This window comes from Mesorhizobium sp. M0563 (genome assembly GCF_040321065.1).
Lineage (GTDB): Bacteria > Pseudomonadota > Alphaproteobacteria > Rhizobiales > Rhizobiaceae > Mesorhizobium.
The window spans coordinates 167,759-189,616 of the sequence record NZ_JAMYQV010000005.1; the positions used below are offsets into that span (position 1 = coordinate 167,759).

Annotated in this window: 17 protein-coding genes, 2 pseudogenes and 1 riboswitch; of the genes and pseudogenes, 9 read left to right on the top strand and 10 right to left on the bottom strand. The window is 61.2% G+C overall.

Annotated elements, in window-relative coordinates:
* Positions 1 to 16: 16 nt before the first annotated feature.
* A riboswitch (TPP riboswitch) is annotated at positions 17 to 133 on the bottom strand.
* A 182-nt stretch (positions 134 to 315) separates the two neighbouring features.
* On the bottom strand, positions 316 to 1,860 hold the full coding sequence (locus tag NKI50_RS09770) for a Fic family protein (protein WP_023717068.1): 1,545 nt from the start codon (positions 1,858 to 1,860) through the stop codon (positions 316 to 318).
* Positions 1,861 to 3,011: 1,151 nt separating this feature from the next.
* Here NKI50_RS09770 and NKI50_RS09775 point away from each other — a divergent pair.
* From NKI50_RS09775 to NKI50_RS09785, 3 genes and pseudogenes are all read left to right on the top strand, one after another.
* Positions 3,012 to 3,467 (top strand): YybH family protein, encoded by a 456-nt coding sequence (locus tag NKI50_RS09775; RefSeq protein WP_051409569.1) that lies wholly within the window; start codon positions 3,012 to 3,014, stop codon positions 3,465 to 3,467.
* 518 nt (positions 3,468 to 3,985) lie between these two features.
* A pseudogene (gene traG, locus NKI50_RS09780) lies at positions 3,986 to 5,425 on the top strand (IncP-type conjugal transfer protein TraG); the annotation flags it as partial.
* A pseudogene (locus NKI50_RS09785) lies at positions 5,392 to 6,816 on the top strand (transketolase-like TK C-terminal-containing protein); the annotation flags it as partial. The pseudogenes traG and NKI50_RS09785, both read left to right, overlap by 34 nt.
* Positions 6,817 to 6,920: 104 nt before the next feature.
* On the opposite strand, the gene NKI50_RS09790 reads toward NKI50_RS09785, so the two are convergent.
* The 7 genes from NKI50_RS09790 to NKI50_RS09820 are packed head-to-tail and all read right to left on the bottom strand — an operon-like array spanning position 6,921 to position 14,581.
* Positions 6,921 to 7,673: an ATP-binding cassette domain-containing protein gene (locus NKI50_RS09790; protein ID WP_036244138.1), complete on the bottom strand. Its 753-nt coding sequence runs from the start codon at positions 7,671 to 7,673 to the stop codon at positions 6,921 to 6,923.
* A 9-nt stretch (positions 7,674 to 7,682) separates the two neighbouring features.
* Entirely contained in the window at positions 7,683 to 8,882 is a 1,200-nt protein-coding gene (locus tag NKI50_RS09795; RefSeq protein ID WP_352716351.1) for an alanine racemase, read from the bottom strand.
* Between the two features lie 11 nt (positions 8,883 to 8,893).
* Positions 8,894 to 9,868: an ABC transporter permease gene (locus NKI50_RS09800; RefSeq protein ID WP_023717074.1), complete on the bottom strand. Its 975-nt coding sequence runs from the start codon at positions 9,866 to 9,868 to the stop codon at positions 8,894 to 8,896.
* A 35-nt stretch (positions 9,869 to 9,903) separates the two neighbouring features.
* On the bottom strand, positions 9,904 to 10,965 hold the full coding sequence (locus NKI50_RS09805; RefSeq protein ID WP_352716353.1) for a substrate-binding domain-containing protein: 1,062 nt from the start codon (positions 10,963 to 10,965) through the stop codon (positions 9,904 to 9,906).
* A 59-nt stretch (positions 10,966 to 11,024) separates the two neighbouring features.
* Positions 11,025 to 12,086, bottom strand: a complete 1,062-nt coding sequence (locus tag NKI50_RS09810; protein WP_352716355.1) for a substrate-binding domain-containing protein — start codon at positions 12,084 to 12,086, stop codon at positions 11,025 to 11,027.
* Positions 12,087 to 12,119: 33 nt separating this feature from the next.
* The gene (locus tag NKI50_RS09815; protein ID WP_352716357.1) at positions 12,120 to 13,379 is read right to left on the bottom strand and encodes a M20 family metallopeptidase; all 1,260 of its coding nucleotides are present in this window, start codon (positions 13,377 to 13,379) and stop codon (positions 12,120 to 12,122) included.
* Positions 13,376 to 14,581 carry an ROK family transcriptional regulator gene (locus tag NKI50_RS09820; protein ID WP_245278510.1) on the bottom strand — a complete coding sequence of 402 codons (1,206 nt, stop codon included), beginning with the start codon at positions 14,579 to 14,581 and terminating at the stop codon, positions 13,376 to 13,378. The genes NKI50_RS09815 and NKI50_RS09820 overlap by 4 nt, the downstream gene beginning before the upstream one ends.
* Positions 14,582 to 14,672: 91 nt before the next feature.
* Between NKI50_RS09820 and NKI50_RS09825 the strand changes: the two genes are divergently transcribed.
* From NKI50_RS09825 to NKI50_RS09840, 4 genes are all read left to right on the top strand, one after another.
* Entirely contained in the window at positions 14,673 to 14,969 is a 297-nt protein-coding gene (locus NKI50_RS09825; protein WP_352494324.1) for a hypothetical protein, read from the top strand.
* A complete protein-coding gene (locus NKI50_RS09830) occupies positions 14,956 to 15,312 on the top strand; it encodes a hypothetical protein (RefSeq protein WP_352716359.1) in 357 nt (118 codons plus the stop codon). The genes NKI50_RS09825 and NKI50_RS09830 overlap by 14 nt, the downstream gene beginning before the upstream one ends.
* A gap of 335 nt (positions 15,313 to 15,647) precedes the next feature.
* The gene (locus tag NKI50_RS09835) at positions 15,648 to 17,489 is read left to right on the top strand and encodes a HipA domain-containing protein (RefSeq protein WP_352483873.1); all 1,842 of its coding nucleotides are present in this window, start codon (positions 15,648 to 15,650) and stop codon (positions 17,487 to 17,489) included.
* 456 nt (positions 17,490 to 17,945) lie between these two features.
* Entirely contained in the window at positions 17,946 to 18,260 is a 315-nt protein-coding gene (locus NKI50_RS09840; protein WP_352483874.1) for a hypothetical protein, read from the top strand.
* A 153-nt stretch (positions 18,261 to 18,413) separates the two neighbouring features.
* On the opposite strand, the gene NKI50_RS09845 is transcribed toward NKI50_RS09840, so the two are convergent.
* Entirely contained in the window at positions 18,414 to 18,701 is a 288-nt protein-coding gene (locus tag NKI50_RS09845) for a hypothetical protein (protein ID WP_352483875.1), read from the bottom strand.
* An 825-nt stretch (positions 18,702 to 19,526) separates the two neighbouring features.
* On the opposite strand from NKI50_RS09845, the gene NKI50_RS09850 reads away from it, so the two are divergent.
* Together NKI50_RS09850 and NKI50_RS09855 are read left to right on the top strand one after the other, a co-directional pair.
* Positions 19,527 to 20,351, top strand: coding sequence for a 5'-3' exonuclease (locus NKI50_RS09850; RefSeq protein WP_352483876.1), 825 nt, complete (start codon positions 19,527 to 19,529; stop codon positions 20,349 to 20,351).
* A gap of 346 nt (positions 20,352 to 20,697) precedes the next feature.
* The gene (locus NKI50_RS09855; RefSeq protein WP_023717087.1) at positions 20,698 to 21,054 is read left to right on the top strand and encodes a hypothetical protein; all 357 of its coding nucleotides are present in this window, start codon (positions 20,698 to 20,700) and stop codon (positions 21,052 to 21,054) included.
* Positions 21,055 to 21,363: 309 nt separating this feature from the next.
* Here the strand turns inward: NKI50_RS09855 and NKI50_RS09860 are convergent, their stop codons facing one another.
* Positions 21,364 to 21,831 (bottom strand): PTS sugar transporter subunit IIA, encoded by a 468-nt coding sequence (locus tag NKI50_RS09860; protein ID WP_352716362.1) that lies wholly within the window; start codon positions 21,829 to 21,831, stop codon positions 21,364 to 21,366.
* Positions 21,832 to 21,858 lie beyond the last annotated feature (27 nt).

Here is a 21,858-nt window from a genome sequence, read left to right on the forward strand (position 1 = left end):
CCTCGGGCGTAAACTCCCGCAAGCGCTTGCACCGTCCCTACGCCAGTATGAACTGGATCAGGTTCAACGGGTCACTGCGCCGCGAATGCCAGCAGTATCTCAGCCCCTTGCCGGGACTCCCCTGGTGAATGCGTGAGGTTGGACGGGACGGCTCCGGTTTGTCAAGCGCGTTCTGGCCGCGGCTGATCGGCGGCCGGTCAGACCGTGCGGAAAAAATCGTGCATGTCTCGGCGACAAGTCAAGCCTCGGAGATGAAGGCAGGGACAAGGGAATTACAAACCGTCGGACTAAAAATCGATCCTGATGATCACACCTTCAATGGGCACCAAAGGTTTGCGCGTAGATCGCCTCGATTCTTCCTGCCTCGTCACTGGTCAGCGTGGCGAATTCCTTTTCGCGCGCGCGGTTCGATAGATGTCCATCATTCTGGTGAAGAAAACGGAAGAGCAGATCGGTCAACCGCTCGGGCATGTCAATAAAGGCGTCCACCTGCTGCCGGAACTGATCGTAGCGCTGCAGAAATGCGGTTTCCTCGGGAAGGTCCCGTTCGATCGTCCGCTGAACGCAGGCATAGAGGAATTCGGCGTGCGGGGTTGCATCGAAGAACCGGTAGAAATCACCGGTGTCATTCAGCACCCGGACGTTGAATTGCGGCGTCGGTTCCCATTCCACCAATGGCAGAAGGCGCTGCGAATAGCTCTCGAGCACGCCCCTGTACTCGTTGATCTGGTCCAGGATCGCGGCCGAGACGGGAAAGACCACTCCCGGCGGATTGAAGCCGCGCATGGCAAGGACGTGGTGGATTAGGTAGCGGTGAATGCGGCCGTTTCCGTCCTCGAACGGGTGAATGTAGACAAAGCCGAAGGCGAGGATTGCGGCGGCTACGACTGCATCAAGGTTTTGCGCGGGGCCCTGATCGAACGCCGCCATTCCATCGATTAGCCGCGGCAGGTCCTCGGGCCGAGCGCTGATGTGATCGGGCAAGGGCGTGCCGTTGTCTCGGTCATGCTCACCGACGAAACCTCCTTCTTTTCGGAAGCCAAGTCTTGCGAAACGGGCGTCGCCAAGTACAATTCTTTGCAGACGCAGCAGCTCATCGCGATCGATCGGCCAGCGGCCGGCTTCGCCGATGGCGCGGCCCCAGCGCTGGATGCGATCTTGCGGCGGGCGCTCGCCCTCGATCGCATAGCTTGATCGCGAGTCTTTGAGCAAAAGAAAGGCGGCGGTCCGAGCAAGAAGGTCGCGCGGCACGTCCGCTACGATTGCCTCCGCGCGCCGCGGTAGTTCAAGGCCGATGAATTTTTCGAGAATCTTGGTGCGGAACACCAGAGGGCAGAACTCACGCGTGCCGGGGAGATTGTCCCTTACGCGGTAGCGCGAAGCGGTCTTGTCGGGTCCGGGCCACTGCAGCTCGGGATCGACAACCGGAATGTATCGTCCGGCCGCCGCGTCCGGCAGATCGATACGGGCGCCCCTCAGCCATTCATATAAAAACCAGATGCGGCGGGCATAACTGCCGGTCGGGCTTTCACGGACCAGCGCCTCGATCGGCGCGGGACCGGTCACTTGGAACAGCCGCTTGAGGACGGCAAGGTCCAGTCCCTCGTACTTGAGCGCAAAGGTCAGGTGGCCTTCGAGGGTAGGATTTGGGGCGTGGCGGGGGGTCATGATCCGCCAGCCATCCCGTTCGGTAATGCGATGATGCTCGCCCGTGGCGAACAACCTACGGGGCAAGGGCACGGCGAGCCTGTAGGCTCCGACCAGGGCGCTGTACCCGGCCGGGGTCGCCGTTTCAGGAAGGCGGATTTCCTGAAAAACGGTAACAGGACCTGAAAATTGGTGCTCTTGCACCGGAGGCATGAAAAGCGAATCCTTTCATCGAATTTTGGTTCAGCTGGGCCAACACCTGTGAAAAATGATCCTATTCCATGAAAATTGATGCCACAAGACAAATTTTCCGAAAACCGATTCTAAACGGTGCTGGAGTCATCAAGCAAGAACTCCGCCACCGGCTCAAGGAAGCGACTTCATGACAAAAAGGTGAGTCCAGGAACCGCCATTCGCCCGTCTCTTAGTCACGAGGCCGGCACGGATGGCCCGCCTTACGTCGAGCCGGATTGCTCGAGGAGAACCGCGCCGTTCGGGGCTCACTCATAGAGCGCTCCGGCGCGCGATCCCGATTTGATAGCCGCGATCACGCTCGCGACTGATCTTGGTGACGTGGCGGCGTCGGAGTAGAAAACTGATGCAGGATCTCGGTGGCGTCGTGTGTGTGTGTGTGTGTGACCTGAAGTGAGTTCTCTGCGGTATGGGGGACGGCACGCAGCGCGCGCGTCTTCTCGGCAAACAGATCGACGAAGCGGCACCGAAGGGAAGTTCCTGGCATTCATTCTCGCCATCGCTGCCCCAATTTGCCGACCGGACTGCCGATCGATCTCGCCCAATACTTTGCGCGCGCAAGGGCCGAAGTTGAACTGGGTGGCACCTGCTCATTCGGGAGCTAACTCCTGCTTGGCGCGCTAGCCCGAGAGAGCTGTGCCTGATCGAATGCGTGAAATCGTAGCTCGGGTGGAGAGGCTGACACGGTCATCTGTCACCCGCCTTCGGGCTGTAACGGAAAGCGCGACATCGTCTCCAATGCTCGTTCCCCACGTCGAGGGCCCAGCGGCTTGGCTGCGGGGGGACTGTCAGCTAGTGGCCGCTGGGCCTTGACGACCAGCGAGCGTAAGAGGAGGCCCTGCGCTGGCTGACGAAAACTTGCGAGCAAAGCCACGGAAAAGCATCATTCGAACGAACTCTTTCGTCGAGACGAGGAGGGCAGTGAGGCGGTAGCCGCCGCTTTGAAGCTCTCCGGCAGCTGCTACGCTGGTCGTTCAGAGGGTCGCAGCTGCGCTTGCGCCGTCATATCAGATAAGTCTAATATAATCCGCGCCTAGCCATCGAACGCCGCGGCGCCCTCGGGTCGGCGCTATTCATCGGGTGGGCATGTCGGGTACGCAAGGGAGGACGAAATGAGACTGGTTCAGTCATTTGCATTTGCTGCTGTGCTGCTTCTTTCGTCTGCATTGTCTGCGGCCGCCCACTCGGCTCGTGAGGACATCGAAGCGGCGTTGGTAAAATTCATGGACGCCTTCAACAGCGGAAACGCAGCAGCGGTAGGTCAAATGTATACCGACGATGCCGCTCTGCTGCCACCCGACGGCAAACGCGTCGATGACCGCAAGGGCGTGGAAGAATTCTGGCAGGGCGCAATCAAGGCCGGGATGAAGAATCTCACCCTGAAGGCGCTGGAAGTGGAAGGGAGCGGGAATCTCGCCTACGAAGTTGGCGCATTTACGCTCAGTGTGCCGAGCAAAGGCGGTGCCCCTTCCACCGTTGCGGGCAAGTACATTGTCGTTTGGAAAAAAGGGGGCGACGGGACATGGCGCCTGCATCGGGACATCTGGAACTTAGGTGCGGCCCAATAGATTCCGCGATCCGTGAGGCCGGCGCGGCTTGCAACAGTTCCAACGAAAGTCCATGGCAATAGTTGATGTGACTGAATTCATTAACAAAATTGAACAGACTTGATGGGTCTGCTCATCGAGTCGGCTCTGGATCTATCGCGCTACCGATCAGGGAGGCGGTAAGATTCGAGCTCAGCAGAACGGCTGACCACCACTTGCCGGGACTAGAGTGTTCTCCGGCTCGGCGCGCCGCTGAGGACTCTTGTTCATTTGGTCATGCGCAATCCGTGGTTCTCCAAGAACCCGTCCATCTCGTCAAATGCCATCTGAGCCGAGACAACTAACTATCATTGGGCAAGTAGCGGCTCAACGGCTCCAGAAGAAAGCAGCCCCCCTATGCTCGTTCAACATTCGAGATCGCATCGGGCAAGTCTTTCCACGTGCGGGTACGCCATGCTGCTTCGACCGCCCCTTTTTTCTTGCGGATTTAGGAATTCGAGCTTTTCGGTTGTTCCGATCATCCATTTGGGAAACGACCGATGCCGGCAAGCAAGGTTTTATGGGGCCAGATACTCACCGCCTTTCTGATCGTCGTCGCGACAACATGGGGAGCAACACAGTGGACGGCAGGGCGGCTCGACTTTCAAAGCCAACTCGGTCCGCCGTGGTTCGAATTGGCTGGACACCCCGTTTATCCGCCGCCAGCCTTTTTCTGGTGGTGGTTTTTCTACGACGCCTACGCGCCGAACGTCTTCCTGGAGGGCGCGGCGATTGCGGCGAGCGGAAGCCTCATGGCTATCGTCGCAGCGATCGGGACGTCGCTGTGGCGGGCGCGCGAGGGAAAGGATACCACGACTTACGGCTCGGCGCGCTGGGCGACGCGAGACGAAATCAAGGCCGCTGGGATGATCGGTCAGGATGGGGTGATCCTGGGTATGTTGGGCCGACACTATCTACGCCACGACGGTCCGGAACACGTGCTATGTTTCGCACCGACCCGAAGCGGCAAAGGCGTCGGCCTGGTCGTGCCGTCACTACTGACCTGGCCGGGTTCGGCAATCGTCCACGACATCAAAGGCGAAAACTGGGAACTGACGGCCGGATGGCGGGCCCGTTTCGGCCAGGTGCTTCTGTTCGACCCGACCAATGCTGGATCCGCAGCCTACAATCCTCTGCTGGAGGTGCGACGGGGCGAGTGGGAAGTTCGAGATGTGCAGAACGTGGCGGATGTCCTGGTCGACCCAGAAGGCACATTGGAACGCCGCAACCACTGGGAGAAGACCAGCCATGCGTTGCTGGTCGGCGCAATACTGCACGTGCTCTATGCGGAGAAAGACAAGACCCTCGCAGGCGTGGCGAACTTCCTTTCTGATCCAGAGCGGCCAATCGAGGCAACGCTGCGCGCCATGATGCTGACGCGGCATTTGGGTGATGCAGGCCCGCATCCCGTCGTGGCGTCGGCTGCTCGGGAACTGCTTAACAAGTCCGAGAACGAGCGTTCCGGCGTGCTCTCGACGGCCATGAGTTTTCTGGGCCTCTACCGCGATCCAGTTGTGGCCAAGGTGACGTCATACTGTGACTGGCGGATCGCAGACCTTGTCGAGGAGGCACGGCCGACGACGCTCTATCTGGTCGTGCCGCCATCGGACATCAGTCGCACAAAGCCGCTGATGCGACTCGTGCTTAACCAGATCGGCCGCAGGCTCGCCGAAAATCTTCACGCGAAGGATCACCGGCAGCGTCTTTTGATGCTGCTGGACGAGTTTCCCGCGCTCGGCAGGCTCGATTTCTTCGAAAGCGCGCTGGCCTTCATGGCCGGGTATGGCATCAAGTCGTTCCTGATTGCACAATCGCTCAATCAGATCGAGAAGGCCTACGGACCGAACAATTCCATCCTCGACAATTGTCATGTGCGGGTGAGCTTCGCCACGAATGACGAGAGGACGGCCTGCCGCTCGCCGGCCACAAGGACAACCACGCCGGCCTGATGACCAAGGATCAGATGGCGGTCCTTCGCGCCTCGATGTCGGTCGGCGACGGGCGGGAGTGGGACGCCTTCGAGGGATTGGCTGTTGGGGATTTGGAGCTGCAAGGGTTCCTCGATGCCGTTCCGTTCGCGGCAAAGGGCCAGCGGCGCCGGCACGCCCAGCGCATCGTGATCCCTGGTCGTCTCGTCGCGGAAGCCAAAGGCAGCGTCTCCACGCAGGTCGGCTTCGGCAGAATTCTGGACGAGATTGCGCGGGCTGGCGGGCCGCTCGCCGACGCGATCGTCACGGCATCACCCGATGTCACGGTTTCGACCAATCTCGGCCCCTGGGTCAACCGGCGCGGCCTGTTCGCGCGTCAGTCACTCGCGGACACTTTCCGCAGCGAACGCATCGCCTCGGCGCAGAAATGGGAATTCGGCACCTCCGGCCAGCACATCGAACTCGGCATCGCCGAGAATAATCTGTTCATCCTGCTGTCGGCACTTGGGCTGTCGCATTCGGTTTTCGGCAAACGGCTGCTGCCGATCGGCACACTCTACGATCCGTTCATCCAGCGCGGTCTCGATGCGCTCAACTATGCCTGCTACCAGGACGCGCGCTTCCTCCTTGTCGCGACGCCTTCGGGGGTCACATTGGCGCCGGAAGGCGGGGCGCATCAGTCGATCGCCACACCGTTGATCGGCATAGCGCAAGACGGGCTTGCCGCCTACGAGCCGGCCTTCGTCGACGAGTTGGGCGTGATCATGCGCTTTGCCCTGGATTATATGCAGCGCGACGGCGACGCCGTGCAGTCGGAGCGCACCTGGCTGCGCGACGAGACCGGCGGCTCGGTCTATCTGCGGCTCTCGACGCGCCCGGTCGAGCAGATCACGCGTAGCGTGACGCCCGTACTCGAGCAGGAGATCATCGACGGCGGCTACTGGCTGCGGCATCCGGGTCCTAATGCCGAAGTAATTGTTGCCTATACCGGCGCGGTTGCGCCGGAAGCCATCGAGGCTATCGGCATTATGGCGGAGGACCGTCGCGATGTCGGTCTCCTGGCGGTGACCTCGGCCGATCGGCTGAACGCAGGCTGGACTGCCGCGAGCCGGGCACGCGAACGCGGCGTTGTTCATGCCAGGAGCCATGTCGAAAGGTTATTTGCCGACCTTCCGGCGCATTGCGCCATCATCGCCGTCACCGACGGCCATCCGGCCGCGCTCGGCTGGTTGGGCTCGGTCTACGGCCATCGCACGCGTAGTCTCGGCGTCGAGCATTTTGGCCAGTCGGGCACGATCGGCGACCTTTACGGGCATTTCGGCATCGACGCCAACTCCATAGCCACAGCGGCCGACCGGATTGCCGGCGGTCGCCCCATTCGCTACCTGCGTGCTCTAGATTGATGCTGGCAACATTCTCTGGCCGAGGCCTGATCGTGGATCTGAAGTGATGCCACTCACTGCTCGGGTAACGCAGTATCTGGAACGGCGCGCCTCTATCGACCAGGCTAGTGCTGAAGCCCGGTGATCATGGCGACGATCTCGTTCTTGTCGGTCTCGCTGGTCTTGCGCACGCCGATCTGTTTGCCACGTCGCAGAACACAGATCCGATCTGAGAGCCTGAACACCTGGTCGAGACTGTGGCTGATGATCAGCACGCCAATATTGCGCTGCTTCAGCGACAGAACGATCGTCTCGACCTTGGCGGTTTCGGCAACGCCGAGCGCGGCGGTTGGCTCGTCGAGCAGGATCAGCTTGCTTGCCCAGTGCGTGGCGCGCGCGATCGCCACGCCCTGGCGCTGGCCGCCCGAGAGATCGCGGATGGTGGCGTGAGCCGATGGGATGCGAACGTCGAGATCCTTCACCAGCTTTTCGGTGTCGTCAATCATCCGGCGTCGGTCGAGCAGGCCGAAGCGGTTCACCGGCTCGCGGCCAAGAAACATGTTCATGTAGACGGTCTGCTGATCGGCGAGCGCCAGGTCCTGATAGACCACCTCAATGCCGTGGGCGCGCGCCATGGTGGCGCTTGACATTGCCACCGCCTGCCCCTCGATGATGATCGTCCCGGATGTCGGAGCATGCACCCCCGTCACGATCTTGACCAGCGTCGACTTGCCGGCACCGTTATCGCCGACCAACGCCACTATTTCGCCGGGATAGAGCTCGAGCGAGAAATTTTCGATGGCGGTCAGGCCGCCGAAATTCTTGCGGATGTCGCGCAGCTGCAAAACAGGGGCCGTGCCGGTCATGGTCGCGTTCATCGCTTGCTCCTAGACGGGCCAGGCAGCGGTTTCGCCAAAACCGTTTTCGATCGTTTCGACTTGGGGGGCCCGCTTTGAGACACCGGAGATGCCGACCACGTAGGCGCGGGTCACGAACGCCTGGCCGCGAAAGCCGAACACCGCCGTGTCGCCGGGGCGTGGAGCATTGGCGCCGCTAGCGTCAATCATTGCGTAATAGTCGATTGCCGCAGGCGGCGGCACCTCGACGCTTCTGAGCGCGGCGGCGGCCGTGGTGGGATCTGCGGACACGATTGCCTTCACCTCATAGTCCGGAAAGATCGGATCGATATAGAAGCCGCCACCAAGGCAGTAGGCTTTGCCGCCAGACAAATGCGACACCTCGGTCAAATACAGAACGGCAGGGAGCTCCGGCAGATCCTCCATGACGTGCAGCGCGGTGGTGCCGGCCAAGCCATTGCCCGGTTCACATTGCGTGGCGCCGGCTTCGGCCAGCGCGCCAAGCAGGACACTCGACGTCGTGCCGGGCGCGTTCACCTCTATGTTGCTGCGGCCGGACTTGGCGAGCGCTTCGGCAGCTCCGCCCAGTGTCGCCAGATTGTGTGTCGGCAGGACCTTTCGCGTGGTCTGGTCGAACAGCAGCGCCGGGAAGGTGGTGATGCCAGCGAATCGTGCGCCGTCGAGACCATCCAGTTTTTCGGCGACCGCGGCGATATCGGCCGCCTCAAAACCACCTTCGTGGCCGCGGTAGAAAACGTCACCATCGGCGCGGATGCGGGCAAGCAGGTTTTGCGTGTACCCGGCGAGCCTTGCGCTGGCAGCGGCTTCTTCAGCCTTGGTGTCGTTGAAGACGGTCCAATAGTCCGGCCTGAACGTTTTGGCCGCCGCATTGGCCTCGTGCCTTGCGATCTGCTGCAGGTGGCCAAGATGACCGAGCCTCAGGCCGGCTCTGTGCGTTGCCCGCGCGCAGGCCATGTCGACGGCAACGGCCTGATCGATGCCGCCGCGCTTGAGCGCATGGCAGAACGAACTGGCGCGGCCGACCTGCTTGGTCATGGCGAAAATCTTCAGTCCAAACCGGTCGGCCTCGCGCTTCAGGACCCGGGCGTTGCTTTCGACGGCATCGAGGTCGAGCACATACGAATTAGCCGGCAGCTTTCCTTCCTGGTGCAGGCGCATGGCGCTTTCTATAAAGCTCGGATTGCGGCGCCGCAGAACAGCGAGGAACATGACAAACTCCTTCAACGCGACTTTTCGCGCAGCGATACGGCGACCGCCGCAAGAATGATCAATCCGCGCACGATCATCTGATCGGAGACGGACAGGCCCATCAGAATGAGGCCGTTGTTCAGCATGCCCATCATCAGCGAGCCGACCAGCGCGCCGACAATCGATCCCTTGCCGCCGTTGAGCAGGGTTCCGCCGACAATGACGGCCGCTATCACCGTCATAAGGTCGGTTTCGCCGAGCGTATATTTCGCGGCCTGCAGCCGGCCGGCATAGAGCAGCCCGGCAAGGCCGGCGAGCCCGCCGCTTATGGTCAGAACGGCCAGCCTTATCTGCGCCACGCTGATGCCGGAAACACTGGCGGCACGGCTGTTGTCGCCGGTGGCCAGCACATGGGCGCCGAAGCGCGTCTCGCGAAAGACGAGATGCGCGATCGCAACGACAATGACCGTCCACCAGATCAAGGACGGAACACCCAGCAAAGAACCCGAGCCGAAGAAGCCGGTGAAGGCGTCGTTGGTGACCGGGATCGACCGCAAATCGGTCATCGAGCGAGATACGCCGGCAAACAGCCCGAGCGTCGCCAGCGTTACCAGGAATGAAGGCAACTTGACGTAAGCCACGAGGGCGCCGTTGAGCAGGCCGATCAGCAGGCCGGCGCCGAGGCCAGCCAGCACCCCGGCCACCAAGCCGCAGGCGTTTATCGCCACCGCGGCAGCAAGAGCTGCCACGGCAACGATCGAACCTATCGAAAGATCAATCTCGCCCGCCGACATGACAAAGACAAGGCCGATCGCCATGATCGTCACGGGTGCCGTCTGCAGCACGATGTTCGACAGGTTGCGAACCGTCAGAAAACCGCTGTCCTTCAGTACGATCGCGAAGAACAGAAAGATCGCCAGAAATCCGAGATAGACGACATATTGCTGCAGGTTGAAGCGGCTGACCAAGCTCGCTGCCCGGCCGGGGCTGGTGTTGATACTCGACATTCTCACTTCCTCCGGCGGGGCGCCATTGTCTGCCGCTACTTCATGGCGGCCGCGATGGTCGCGGGCACGTCCTTGTTGAGGGACCGCTTCCACCCGTCCTTGACAGTGTCCTTGGTGACGGCGAGGGAATCGACCACCATGAACGGGGCGGCCTTCTTGCCGATCAACGAGGCGGCCGTGGCGCGTGCCAGCGTCACGCCGATGTCATAGGCTTCGTCTGCGATGAGTGCCGCAACGTTGCCGCCTTTCACCATGTCCAGTGCCGCCGGTTCGTTCAGGTCGAGCGTGACGATCTTGGTGTGGCTGTTGCCGGCCGCCCGCAATGTGGACAGCACGCTAAGCGCCGGCTCAGCCCAGGTGACGTAGATACCATCGAGGTCTGGGTGCTGTGTGATCATCGCCTGCGCGATTTCCTCGCTGCGCGCGGGGTCGGCCATTCCGGCCTCGGCTACGATCTTCATGTCCGGATAGTCCTGCTCGATTGTGTGCTTGAATGCTCCATCGCGCTGGTTGGTGACGTAGAAATCGGCATCGTGAAAGATGTAGCCGACCTTGCCCTGCTTGCCGAGCGCGTCGGCCATTGCGATCCCGGCCTTATTGCCCATCTGGAAAAGGTCGTCCGAAACGATGGTCACATAGTCCTTGTCGTGAACGTAGCCTGCTGGCGAATTGTCGACGAATCCCAATTTCACGCCGGCCTGGCGCGCAGGATCATAGACGGTGGCCGCACTTGCGGGATCGACCGGTAGGGACAGTATAATCGAGGGCTTTTTGGCGAGTACTGTCTCGACGTCGGATTTCTGCCGGGCTGCATCAAAGCCGGCGTCGGTCTGAGCGACCACCGTGATGCCGAGCCGCTTCAACTCGTCCTGGGCGCCGCTGTTCACCGCGTTGGTGTATTCGCTCATCTCATGCCAGACCAGCGCGGCGGTGTATTTGCCGACCTTGATCTGCTGCTCCTCAGCTGGTGTGAGCACGACGCTCTTTGCCGGCGTCGGCTTTTCCCCGTTCGGTCCCGTGGTGGTGCCGTCGGCTGCGAAGGCGTTGGCGGCGACGAGCGCTACCAGTGCCGACAACATTCCAATTGCTGTGCGCATGTCAGTTCCCCTTGTTTTTATGGTGTCGGCGGCCCTCATTGGCCGCCGGCATTCGCCTGTCACTTGGCCGCGTCGAGCACCGATTGCGGTGCGTCGCGGTTCAACGAATCCTTCCAGCCCTGCGCAACGTTCTGCTTGGTCACGGTAAGCGCCGGGGCAACGACGAAGGCCGGCGTTTCCTGGCCGAGCAGCGCCTTGACGCCGACAGCGGCCATGGCGCGACCGAGCTCATACGCCTTGTCGGCCACCAGTGCGGTCACATTGCCGCCCTTGACCATATCGAGCGCCACCGGTTCGGCGAGGTCGAGCGTGACGATCTTGGTCTCGGTGTTTCCGCTTGCCCGCAAGGCCGACAGCACGCCGTCGGCCGGTTCGGCCCAGGTGACGTAGATGCCGTCAAGATCGGGATGCTGCACGAGCATGGCGCTGGCCAGCTCTTCTGCCCGCGCCGGATCGGAGATCCCCTGCTCGGCGACGATCTTGATACCGGGATAATCCTTCTCGATCGTTGTCTTGAAAGCCTGGTCGCGCTGGTTCGTCACATAGTAACTGGCGTCGTGGAAGATGTAGCCGACCTTGCCTTTGCCATCGAGCGCCTTGGCCAGTGCATCGGCCGCCTGCTTGCCCATCTGGAACAGGTCGTCAGTGACGATGGCGGCATAGTCGGTTCCGTGCTTGTAGCCTTTCGGCAGATTCGAAAGGAATACCAGCTTGGTCCCGTCGGTGAGCGCCTGACGGAAAGCCTCGGCCGAAGTGACCGGATCGAGGGGCAGCGACAGGATGACGTTTGGCTTGGCTGCGAGCGCGGTTTCGATGTCGCTGCGCTGGCGCGCCGCGTCAAAGCCGGCGTCGGTGGTCACGACGATCTGAATGCCAGCACGGGCAAATTCATCCTTGGCGCCGGCGCTGACCGCATTGGTGAAGTCGGACGAGGTGTGCCACAGCAGCGCGGCCTTGTAGCCCTTCTCCTTCACTGCGGCCAGATCTGTGTCCGACAGAGTAACCTCGGCGCTGGGCGTCGCCGTCTCGCCGCTCGGTCCCACTGTCTGTGCGCCGGCTCCGCCGGCCAACAGCATCAGACTGCCTGCAAGTGCTGTAGCAACAAGTCTGTCTATCAGCATGGTAGTTCTCCCATTTTCGCTCTCAGTTGTCCTTTATTCCGTAACGCCGCAATACTCCGCCATGAACCGGGCGAAGCCTACGATGCCCGCCAGATATTCCTCGACATCGACGTGTTCGTCGAAGGTGTGGCAGTTGCGAATGTCGCCTGGCGCGCAGTACACGGCGGGGATGCCGAGCCGGTTGGTGAAAAATGATGACTCTGACCAGAATGGCGCGCCTTCGATGGCGCCGCGACCAGCCATCGATCGGGCCATGGCGGCAGCAAGGGCGCCGACCTCCGGCCTGTCAGGTGCAATCTCGGCGGCGTTACCCCCGAGCGGATGATCGCGGCCTGCCGGATAGGCGAACGCCAACATGATTTCAGGATCGGTGATGGCGCCGCGCACCACTGCCTCGATTTCGGCGGCGGCCTCGTCCAGTGACTCGCCGGGCAACAGCTTGCGGATCAGCGACAACGTGCAGCGTTCGGGCACCGCGATGTAGCCTCCGCCCGCAAGCCCGGTGATCAGCAGGAAGCCACGCCCAATCAGCGGGTGCTCGGCTCTGGTTGCAATATCTTCCGAATGCTTCCACAGCGCGCTCATGACGGCGTGGCTTGCACGCAAGGCATCCTTGCCGAGTTCGGGTACGCCGAAATAGGCCGATCGTCCGGTGACGGTGATGTCGGTAATGAAGAAGCCGATTTGGGCCGGATAAACCGAAAGGCGGGTAGGCTCCACATAGACGATGAAATCGGGCGCCACGACTTCGCCTCTCTCAATGCGGCCGACGAAGTCCTTGATGCCGGCGGAGACGCCGATTCCAGGCTGGCCGCTCTCCTCGTCCCCGACGAAGGCAAAGGCAACGTCGCCGGCCAGTTCGATGTCGGCCGTGTCGAGCAGAGAGAGTGCCGACAGCGCGGAGCAGATGCCGGCCTTGAGGTCGCCGGCGCCGCGGCCCCAGATCTGCCCGTCGATCATTGGCGCGGCAAACGGATCCTGCCTGGCGGTGCCAGCCCAGTGCTCGCGCCAGCCCTCGACATGAACCGTATCGGTGTGGCCGATGAAGAGCAGCCGCTTGCCGGCGCCGGCACCTTTGCGCTCACCCCAGACATTGGGCCGGCCGGGCGCGAATTCCGCACGCCGAATTTCGCTCAAGCCAAGCATGCGCATGCGGTGTTCAAGGAAGGCGACAAGGTTTTCTTCGTGACCGGTTATGCTTTCGCGGCCGATTGCCCCCTGCAGAAGCTCCACCGCTGCGTCGCAATCGAGGGCGGCGCGCAAGCGGGCGGTGATGTCCTTTGAAGCGGTCATAGCGTGGCCTCGCGCAGCACGGCCGAACTGGCTGGGGGAAGCGAAATGCGTCCGTCGGGCGCGTCGACGCCGAACAGTTTGTTGTGCAACTGGCCGAGCCCGATGGCGGCGGCGCCGATGAGCGCTGCCCGCGACCCGAGTTCGCTGGCCTCAACGGCGATAGGATAGGGGAAGCAGCGCGGCAGCAGGTCCCTAACGCGCAACAGGATTTCCGGCCGCAGCCCGATCGAGCCGCCCAGGACGACCTTTTGCGGATTGGCAATTGCCGCTATGGCCACAATGCCTTGCGCCAGGTAGCGCGCGGTTTCGTCGAGCACCGTCGCGGCATGCCTGTCTCCGGCCAATGCACTGTGGAAAATCGTCGGCACGTTGACGATGTTGCCCGTCAGCGCCGCGTAGCGTTCAACCATGGCGTTGGTTGCGACCACGCGCTCGAAAGCGCCGGCGCGCAACGATGTCGGCGCGAAAGGATCGGCGCCAATCGGCAAAAAGCCCATCTCGCCGGCTGCATTGCTGGCGCCCCGCACCAGATTGCCTCCAACCATGAGGCCGCTGCCGATACCGGTACCCAGCGCTATGAAGGCGAGATTGTCGATACCGCGGCCGCACCCCTGCCAGTTCTCGCCGAGCACCGCCAGATTGACATCGTTCTCGATCACCACATGAAACCCGAATGCGTGCTCGAAAGCGCGAACGACATTCATTGTGCCAAAGCCGGCAATATTCGGGGCAAGCAGGACGCGGCCGGTCTTCTTGTCGGGTGCACCGGGAACACCAATCACCGCCAGCCTTATCTTTGTGCGCGAGATGCGGTGCCTCTGGGCCGCCTGAAGCGCTAGATCCACGATCTGGTCGACGACGAACTGTCCGCCCCGAGGATCGGTCGGCGCCGTTTCCTCCGCGAATATCTGGCAGGCAAGATCGGTGAGGGCGACCCGGACTTTGGCGCCGCCGAGGTCGACCGCCGCGATGTAGGCCGCGTTAAATACGAGTTCGTAAGTGACAGCCGTGCGTCCGACATGTCCGCTCGTGCGCCCCGTTTCCTGCACCCAGCCTTCCTGCTCGAGTGTCCTGACGATCTCGGAGATTGTCTGCTTAGACAAGCCGGTCTGCTTTGCGATTGAAGCGCGCGAGATCGGCCCACCTTGCACGATCGCCTCCATGACGGAGCGCTGCGAGAACTGACGAGAAATGCGTGGCACGTCGTTCAACAGCAGCTCCGATTAATTCGTTCTGTCACCGAACTTAATAATCATTTTGGACGGCAGTCAACTGGCCGCTCAAAAGAGGGGTTTGTACACCGGGGAAAAACAGCAGCGCTGGCGATCTAACGTCCCGGTGAAAAGCAGGAAGCCCTTCGAAGGCGACTACCAGGTCTTACCGATTTGCGGCGTTGGTGGCGATGACCAAGCTGCGTCGCCGCACCCGATCGTCGACCGCTCGCTTGCCAAGCTCAGGAAGGTGAAGTCGTCCGATATCGGCATCGTCGTCGCCGACGGGCTCATCAAATGCGAGATTGCACCGCAATCCATCGATCGCCTGGCGGTTATGCGAGGTTCTCCTTGGTTCGATGGGCATGTCACTGCCTGACTTCATCGGGGATGCCGAGGCGAAAGTCGCCGCCAAACTCATCGCCGCCGCTGCCGATGACGGCGCTAAGGCGGTCCTGGGAGATGTCGACGCTCACAAGAACGCCTGGGCCGCCAAGAGCAACGAGGAGCGCACCACGCTCAGCCAGTCGGCGGCCGGTTGGGCAATCCGCCCGGCCGGCCATCGGGTGAACTGTCCATCGTGCGCTTCCCGAGGACGGCGAGATCACCGAGACGCAGGAATATCTGCCCAATCGTTTCGAGTGCATCGCCTGCGGCTTGAAGATCAACGGCTTTTCGCGCCTCGCTGCGGCTGGCCTGGAGAGCGCTACAAGAAGACCTAAGTCTATGACGCAGCGGAATATTATGCGCCGCAGGACAACTATGAAGGCTATGAGGATGACAACAACGAACGTTGATCCTGCGGAAAAGGGCGCAGGGCAGGGGCATGACCCGTGCTGGACTGGTCGCTTCCGCTCGGCGCGAGCCCTCATTCGACGGGGCTCCATTGCTCGACCGTAATACCAGTGCATTCGGCAAAAGCAGATCGAGAATGCGGCCGAGCAGACTGGCGACGCCCGTAGACAGGCATGACTTTCGCGCATTTCAGATTCGAGAAAGTCCTTGACTCTTGACGCCTATTAGCGGACTTTTGCGCATCTGAAGTGCGAGAAAGTCCGTGTCCATACTGCTGGTTGGAGAGACAATAGACAAGAGACGTGCGCATGCGCTAGCGGTGGTAGGGGAACTCGTCCCGCTCGTCCGCGGTGTTTATGCACGATCAGGCGACGACGTTGAGCAAGCAGTTTTAGGCCACGCCGTACGCATCGCGCGCTACCTCTATCCTACTGCCTATCTATCATCGGCCTCTGCCCAACTTCTTGCTCCCACACCTGACGGCCGCCTGTTCGTTAGCGGTCGGCGTAATCAACGAACCCGGTTACGGACGCTCGAAATAATCCAAAACGAGGCGCCTCCCCATCCTTCGACTGCCTCTGCGGTGGTAGGGGACGATCTTGGCGAGCTGCGAGTTGACGTTTCCTCGCCGCGCCAACGCTTCCTGGAAGCATTCCGCTTGCGGAGCGAGCATGCTAGCGCCATCACCGAACTGATGCGGGCCGACATGGCGGCAAGACTCATAGAAGAACACGGCTCGCCACAGGTGGCCGCTGACGCGGTCTGGGCGTTGGCCCGCGAGAACGGATGGTACCGCGAAGGGGAGGGCGCTGAGCGTTATCTGATTGCGCGCCCGGCGGTGGCCAAGGGCCCCGTTAACAAGGCGGCCCTGGATTTCCTTGTGGCATGGCATGGGGATCCTCTCGGTCGTCTAATCCACGATGGATTCGAGTGGCGCTGGAAGCCTGTGAGGCGCAGCGGCCCGCCACTCGTTCGACAGACTGCACCAGGCAAGCTGCCGGCTTTCATCGAGTCGCTCCTCCCAGAAGGATGGCTCGCGCAAGTGCTCCGTCAGCGGGATGAACGCGAAGCGCTGCGAAGCGGCAAGCGCTACATGTCAAATATCGCGGTCGTCGAGAGCCAAGCCGAGCTTAACGTCCTGCCGCGAGACGAACTCGACACCAAACTTGTCGCGTTCACCGACGATGGGCGCTTCACTGGTCGATACGTCGGCCCGTCGCGAGGCGAGATCCAGGAGACGTTCGAGCACAACTTGGCTCAGCTGTTTGCGCGCGCGGAAATGCCGAGATTATCGGGTGTCCAGATTAAGGCGCCGATGAATTTGGCATCGGACGGCGCGCTGCTACCCGCGATCGATCTGCCATTCACTCACATCCTTAAGCCGGCCGGAACCGCGGGCTTCGAAATGCTGCCGGTCGTCGAATGGCTTTGTCTTGAACTTGGTCGCGCAGCGGGCTTCGAGGTTCCGGCCGCCGCGCTCATCGACATGCCGGATGGGATGTCACCTGCATTGGTCGTCGAGCGATTCGACGTGCGACGCGGGCCCGATGATCGACGCTTCCTAGCGCTCGAGGACTTCTGTTCGGTTCTCGATCTGCCGACCTCAGCCAAATACGACGGCACAATCGAACGCATGGCGCGCGGTTTGCGGCCGCTTTCGACCGACCCTGCCGCCGATATCGAGACCTTGTTCCGCCGGGCGTTTTTCGCGTGGCTGATCGCCGACGGGGACATGCATCTCAAGAACCTGGCGCTCCTCAAGATTGCAGGCCCTGGCTCCAAGCGGTTCGAGACCGTCCGGTTCGCATCCCTTTACGACACCGTGACGACCCGCGTCTTTCCGGGGCTTGGTGGCGATCGTATGGCGCTGAAGCTCAACGGTAAGGACGACCGGCTTACACGGCAGGACTTCCTAACTCTCGCGCGCACGATCGAGTTGCCGGTCACTCGCGCGGAAGAAGCGATAGGTTCGATCGCCGCTGCCCTGCGCGAAGCAGCGCGCATGCTCGCTCTGCCGTCCTTTGCCGAACGGGCTGATCCCGCTCAAACAGCGGCGGAGCGAGTGAAGGCGATCGTGCGCGACCGCGCTGAGGCGTTTTCATGAGCACCCATGGGATCAAGATCTATGTCGGCGTCACCGATCTAGATTGGTTCGAATTTCTGTCGCGCCGCCAGGACGTTGACGAGGTGAACTTCTGGCAGCCCGGGGGGGCGGTCGCAGTTCCGAGCGCTCCAACCGGGCGAACTGTTTCTCTTCAAGCTTCATAGCCCCAACAACTTCATCGTCGGCGGCGGGCTGTTCGGGCAGGCGTTCACACATCGCCGTATGTGGACGGCTCTCCCTCTTTGTTCAGACGAACTGATATACCAGCCATGCTCTGCCCTTCAGCAACAAACATGTTGAAGATGCCCCTCACAAGCCTGATTTCGTTTGGCGGGCCAGGGACAAGGAGAACACGTTCGCCAGCGAGCCCTTTCTGTTCTCCAGAGCCGAGAACGTAACGGGGCCCCATCTTTATCCAGCAACATTCGCCGGACGCCGTAGGGCACGGGTCCCCCTTTGGCTGAATCCGAGACGAGCCTGCTGCAGCTGCGCTCTGGAGACCTTTGGGGACAGCTCGCGGCTGTACTCCCTTGCCATCACCCGTTTCATATTTTTGAGGATTGCAGAGACCATGCTGCCATCGTTATCGAACTGCTCGCCGCAATATTCCACCGCCACGCCCCGCTTCGCGCCTCGAAGCTGACCTCCGTGATTTCGTGTCCAAATGTCGCGTTTCAGGCCGTACTCGGACACCTGAAGAACGCCTTCACGAGATTAGCGAAGCATCGTCACGATGGAGACGGCGAAATCGACGGGGAAGATGAAAGCTGAGCAGTCAGCGACGCCGGCAGAGGGCGGCTTCGGCCGTCCCTTCCTGACGTTTGATGGCAATGGATGACGTCAGGGTGCTGCACCACGGCGGCGACGAGCCCGACACCATACCGCAGGCGATCGACGCGACGGCGCCAAGGGCCGTACCTGACTCTATGTTCCCTTCACGATTCTCGGTTTAGTCGGTCGGCGGGGTTGAGCCGCGCCCTCGATGGCCAAAGCCAGCCGCTTCTCGTCTTCGATGGCGCGATCGACTGCCTCAATTTCCTCTTGAAGCACCTTCATCTCGGCTCCGTAGCTGGAGCCGTCGCTGTCCCCGATCTGAAAGCCACTTGCCCGCATTGCGTCGCGAGTATGGTGCACGTTACGGACTCCTTCGCGTCGAGTCGCGACCAGGATTTCCCTGAACTCACCAAGACGTTCAACGTGACTGCGAGCCATTGCGTCCTCCTATTTCATCGTCATCGTCGCCGACGGCGATTCAGAACGGCTAAAACTTACTGCGCAGAAGGTTTAAGTGACTTTAAGAGATACTCTCGACAAAGCATGAGTGCGGAAGCTCAAATTTGAAATTTGAACGTCTTGCAATAGCGTGAAGCGCGGCAGGCGGAAATTGGCTTGGGACCCGACCGATCACAGACCAGGTGCTAGAGGCTGCGCCTGTGCCACCTCCGAAGCTGCGCAATTTACCGACATCGGGTTTTGTGTCGAAGTGCGTCAACGAGGTGAGTCCTAACAACTGCAAAATGTTTGAAGGTTTCAAGAGGCGGGGTGCGCCTCGCCGGCCGTCACAGGAATGAGAACCCCAAACCGGGGGCATGCATTCCATATCATCGTCATGACGGAACTGCCGCCGCAGATCGGAGCGTCTGAACGTCGTCATTTCCATTCTGTCGTCAGGAGCAGTGTGTTCGGGCCAACCCACCCGTCCGGGCTTCCCCACATCGCAAGCTGGTCGCAATATCGGCCCAGGCTGCCTCCTGCGCGGCCGGCGCTAGTCGCGACAGCATCGCCAAGTCGTTTTTCGCTGCGTTTGGAAGAAGGGATACTCTCGCGAACCAAATGGCCGCCTGGCGCAAAAGCGAGGCGGCGGGGCGAGAAATATCGCCTGCCCTTGAAGGTAAGCTGTTGCTAAGTGCCGGTGAGAGGCATGGCTTGCGGTGGGCGTACGGGCACGGCCGAGCGCACCTACTTGAAGGTTTGGAGAAGGCCAACTGTCGGTCTAGCTTTGCAGACGGGGCCGGATGCTGTTTCTCGAGGATTGCGATGATCGTACATTTAGTAGACGGCACATACGAACTGTTTCGCCACTTCTACGGCCAACGCCGGTTCAACAACGGCCAAGACAAGCCGTTTGGCGCCGTCGTCGGCGTGCTGAACACAGTGCTGGAGATGAGCGAGAATGGCGCCACACACATTGGGGTGGCTACCGATCATGTAGTAGAATCGTTCAGAAATCAGCTCTGGCCGGGCTACAAGACCGGGGATGGCATCGAGCCGGCATTGCTCGCGCAGTTTCACCCCCTCGAGAAAGCCTTGGCGGCGATGGGAGTGGCAGTCTGGCCGATGATCGAGCTGGAAGCCGACGACGCGCTGGCCTCCGCGGCGCACAGCGCGGCTGCCGATGGGCGCGTGCAGAAGGTGTGCATCTGGACGCCGGACAAGGATCTCGCGCAGTGTGTGCGCGGTGACCATGTGGTCCAGGTAGACCGCAGGACCCAGAAAATTCGCGATGCCGCGGGTGTACGCGAGAAGTTCGGAGTTGAGCCGGCCCTCATTCCAGATTTCCTCGCGCTCGTCGGTGATGCCGCCGATGGCTATCCGGGTCTCGAAGGCATCGGCCTGGTGTCGGCCGCCCGGCTGCTTGGCCGCTACGGCCCTCTTGAAAGCTTTCCGCCTGAAGCCCTCGGCAAGCGTAGAGAGCTCGCGCTTTTATTCAAAAATCTCGCGACGCTTCGCACGGACGCTCGGCTGTTCGATGACGTCGAAGAGCTGCGCTGGCGCGGCCCGACCAAAGCGTTCGAGACGTGCGTGATCCAGCTAACTGACACCCGGCTCCTCGCACGTGCTCTCAACGCTCGCCGAAACTGACTTCGGGAGGCGAGATCTGGAAGCGGCCTTTAAAAGGCCAGCGTCGATTCCCGATCGCACAGGGGCACTGTGCACGCGGGAACAGTCTGGAATAAGACACAGGCAAATGTGCCGGCTGGGGGCAGGCGCTCACACAGCATCTGAGTTGTGGGTGGCGTTCAATGGCATACTAGCGTCCACCTGGGACCTTCAGGAGACTGAAGCTGCCAGCCATTGCAGGAGGAGCAGCCGCGGGATCGGAAACGTTTTGTCAGCAGAAAATAGGGTCATGTTGCAAAGCATCTCTCCGAACGCTGCGCCGGTGCTATGGTGTGCCCGCACTCATCAGACGGCAAGGATATGAGGCATGCCCGCAGTCACCCGCCGTACACTTCTTGCGTTCACCGCCGTTGCGTCTGTCATTGAACCGACGTTTGCTGAAGGCGAAGGTATCTCGCGCGAACTGCAGGCGCTGATCGCAAGGCATGAAACCGCCTATGCCGCGCTCCACAGGGTTGTTCATCGAGCGGGCAGCAACTGGCACGACCGCAAGACGGCAGACCGAATTGAAGAGCAAGCCTTGCTGGCCATCTGTTCCTATCCTGCGACCAGCCGAGGCGACCGCCGGGTCAAGGCCGAGTACCTGTTGACTGTTGAGGCACGAGGCGAACTCGACTTGAAAGAGCACATGCAGGCCATCCTACGCTCAACGATGCGGGGCTGATCGATCGCAGTACCCGCGGGGACCAGACCGCGCGTTGCCGGAGCGCGGCGCGGCCTCGGAGTAATGACGACGCAGACATTCTGTTTGGGTTACCGCGCAGAAAAGGAACCCGAAGATGCGTCAATCCCCCGCGAAGACCGCCTCATCGGCTGGTAGCGAGCCCCGTAGTTGACTGCGGTATGCGCCGCGCCTCTGGATTCTAAGGCATTGCTGAACTGCTTAGGTATCACAGCGCCAGGCCCGACGCGGCAAGTATGCAAATTTGGTGAAATTCTCGGAAGCGGCTCAGTTTCGAGAATCGCCAAGGCCTCATCGGATGACTGTGCCTGTCGGAGTCGCTCCCGAACTTGAGATGTCCGAAGCACCCGGCATATTTGCGAAAGGGCAGGGAGGAAAGCGGAAGTAGCAGAGCGCGGCCAGAGTACAGTAAATGAGATCGACTGGGTCGTCGTCGGGGCCGTCGAAATCGATAGGCTGGGCCAAGCGTGTCAAAGACGCGACAGGCGAAGAGATCATACCCAGTAGAGCGTGAGGGATCGCGACACCACGACCGATGCCCGTCGAGCCGAAATCCTCGCGGTCGAAGAGACTACGGAGAACCACCTGCTCGTCAAGCTCGGCTCTTCGCGCAATCCTGATCGCGATTTTTGTCAAGGCTGATTGCTTTCCTTTAGTCGCAAGGTCAAGCGAAATGTCTTCTTCTGACAAGATGGGGCAGACCGTCAGAGTAACCTCAATGTGGATCCCAAACGCGATCGCAAATGGGGTGCAGCGCACTGCTTGGCCAGCGCAGAATTCACCGTC

Coding starts and splice junctions, on each gene's coding strand:
- NKI50_RS09770 (WP_023717068.1), bottom strand. CDS start 1,860: ATGCCTCCGGTGCAAGAGCACCAATTTTCAGGTCCTGTTACCGTTTTT.
- NKI50_RS09775 (WP_051409569.1), top strand. CDS start 3,012: ATGAGACTGGTTCAGTCATTTGCATTTGCTGCTGTGCTGCTTCTTTCG.
- NKI50_RS09790 (WP_036244138.1), bottom strand. CDS start 7,673: ATGAACGCGACCATGACCGGCACGGCCCCTGTTTTGCAGCTGCGCGAC.
- NKI50_RS09795 (WP_352716351.1), bottom strand. CDS start 8,882: ATGTTCCTCGCTGTTCTGCGGCGCCGCAATCCGAGCTTTATAGAAAGC.
- NKI50_RS09800 (WP_023717074.1), bottom strand. CDS start 9,868: ATGTCGAGTATCAACACCAGCCCCGGCCGGGCAGCGAGCTTGGTCAGC.
- NKI50_RS09805 (WP_352716353.1), bottom strand. CDS start 10,965: ATGCGCACAGCAATTGGAATGTTGTCGGCACTGGTAGCGCTCGTCGCC.
- NKI50_RS09810 (WP_352716355.1), bottom strand. CDS start 12,086: ATGCTGATAGACAGACTTGTTGCTACAGCACTTGCAGGCAGTCTGATG.
- NKI50_RS09815 (WP_352716357.1), bottom strand. CDS start 13,379: ATGACCGCTTCAAAGGACATCACCGCCCGCTTGCGCGCCGCCCTCGAT.
- NKI50_RS09830 (WP_352716359.1), top strand. CDS start 14,956: ATGTCACTGCCTGACTTCATCGGGGATGCCGAGGCGAAAGTCGCCGCC.
- NKI50_RS09845 (WP_352483875.1), bottom strand. CDS start 18,701: ATGGCTCGCAGTCACGTTGAACGTCTTGGTGAGTTCAGGGAAATCCTG.
- NKI50_RS09850 (WP_352483876.1), top strand. CDS start 19,527: ATGATCGTACATTTAGTAGACGGCACATACGAACTGTTTCGCCACTTC.
- NKI50_RS09855 (WP_023717087.1), top strand. CDS start 20,698: ATGCCCGCAGTCACCCGCCGTACACTTCTTGCGTTCACCGCCGTTGCG.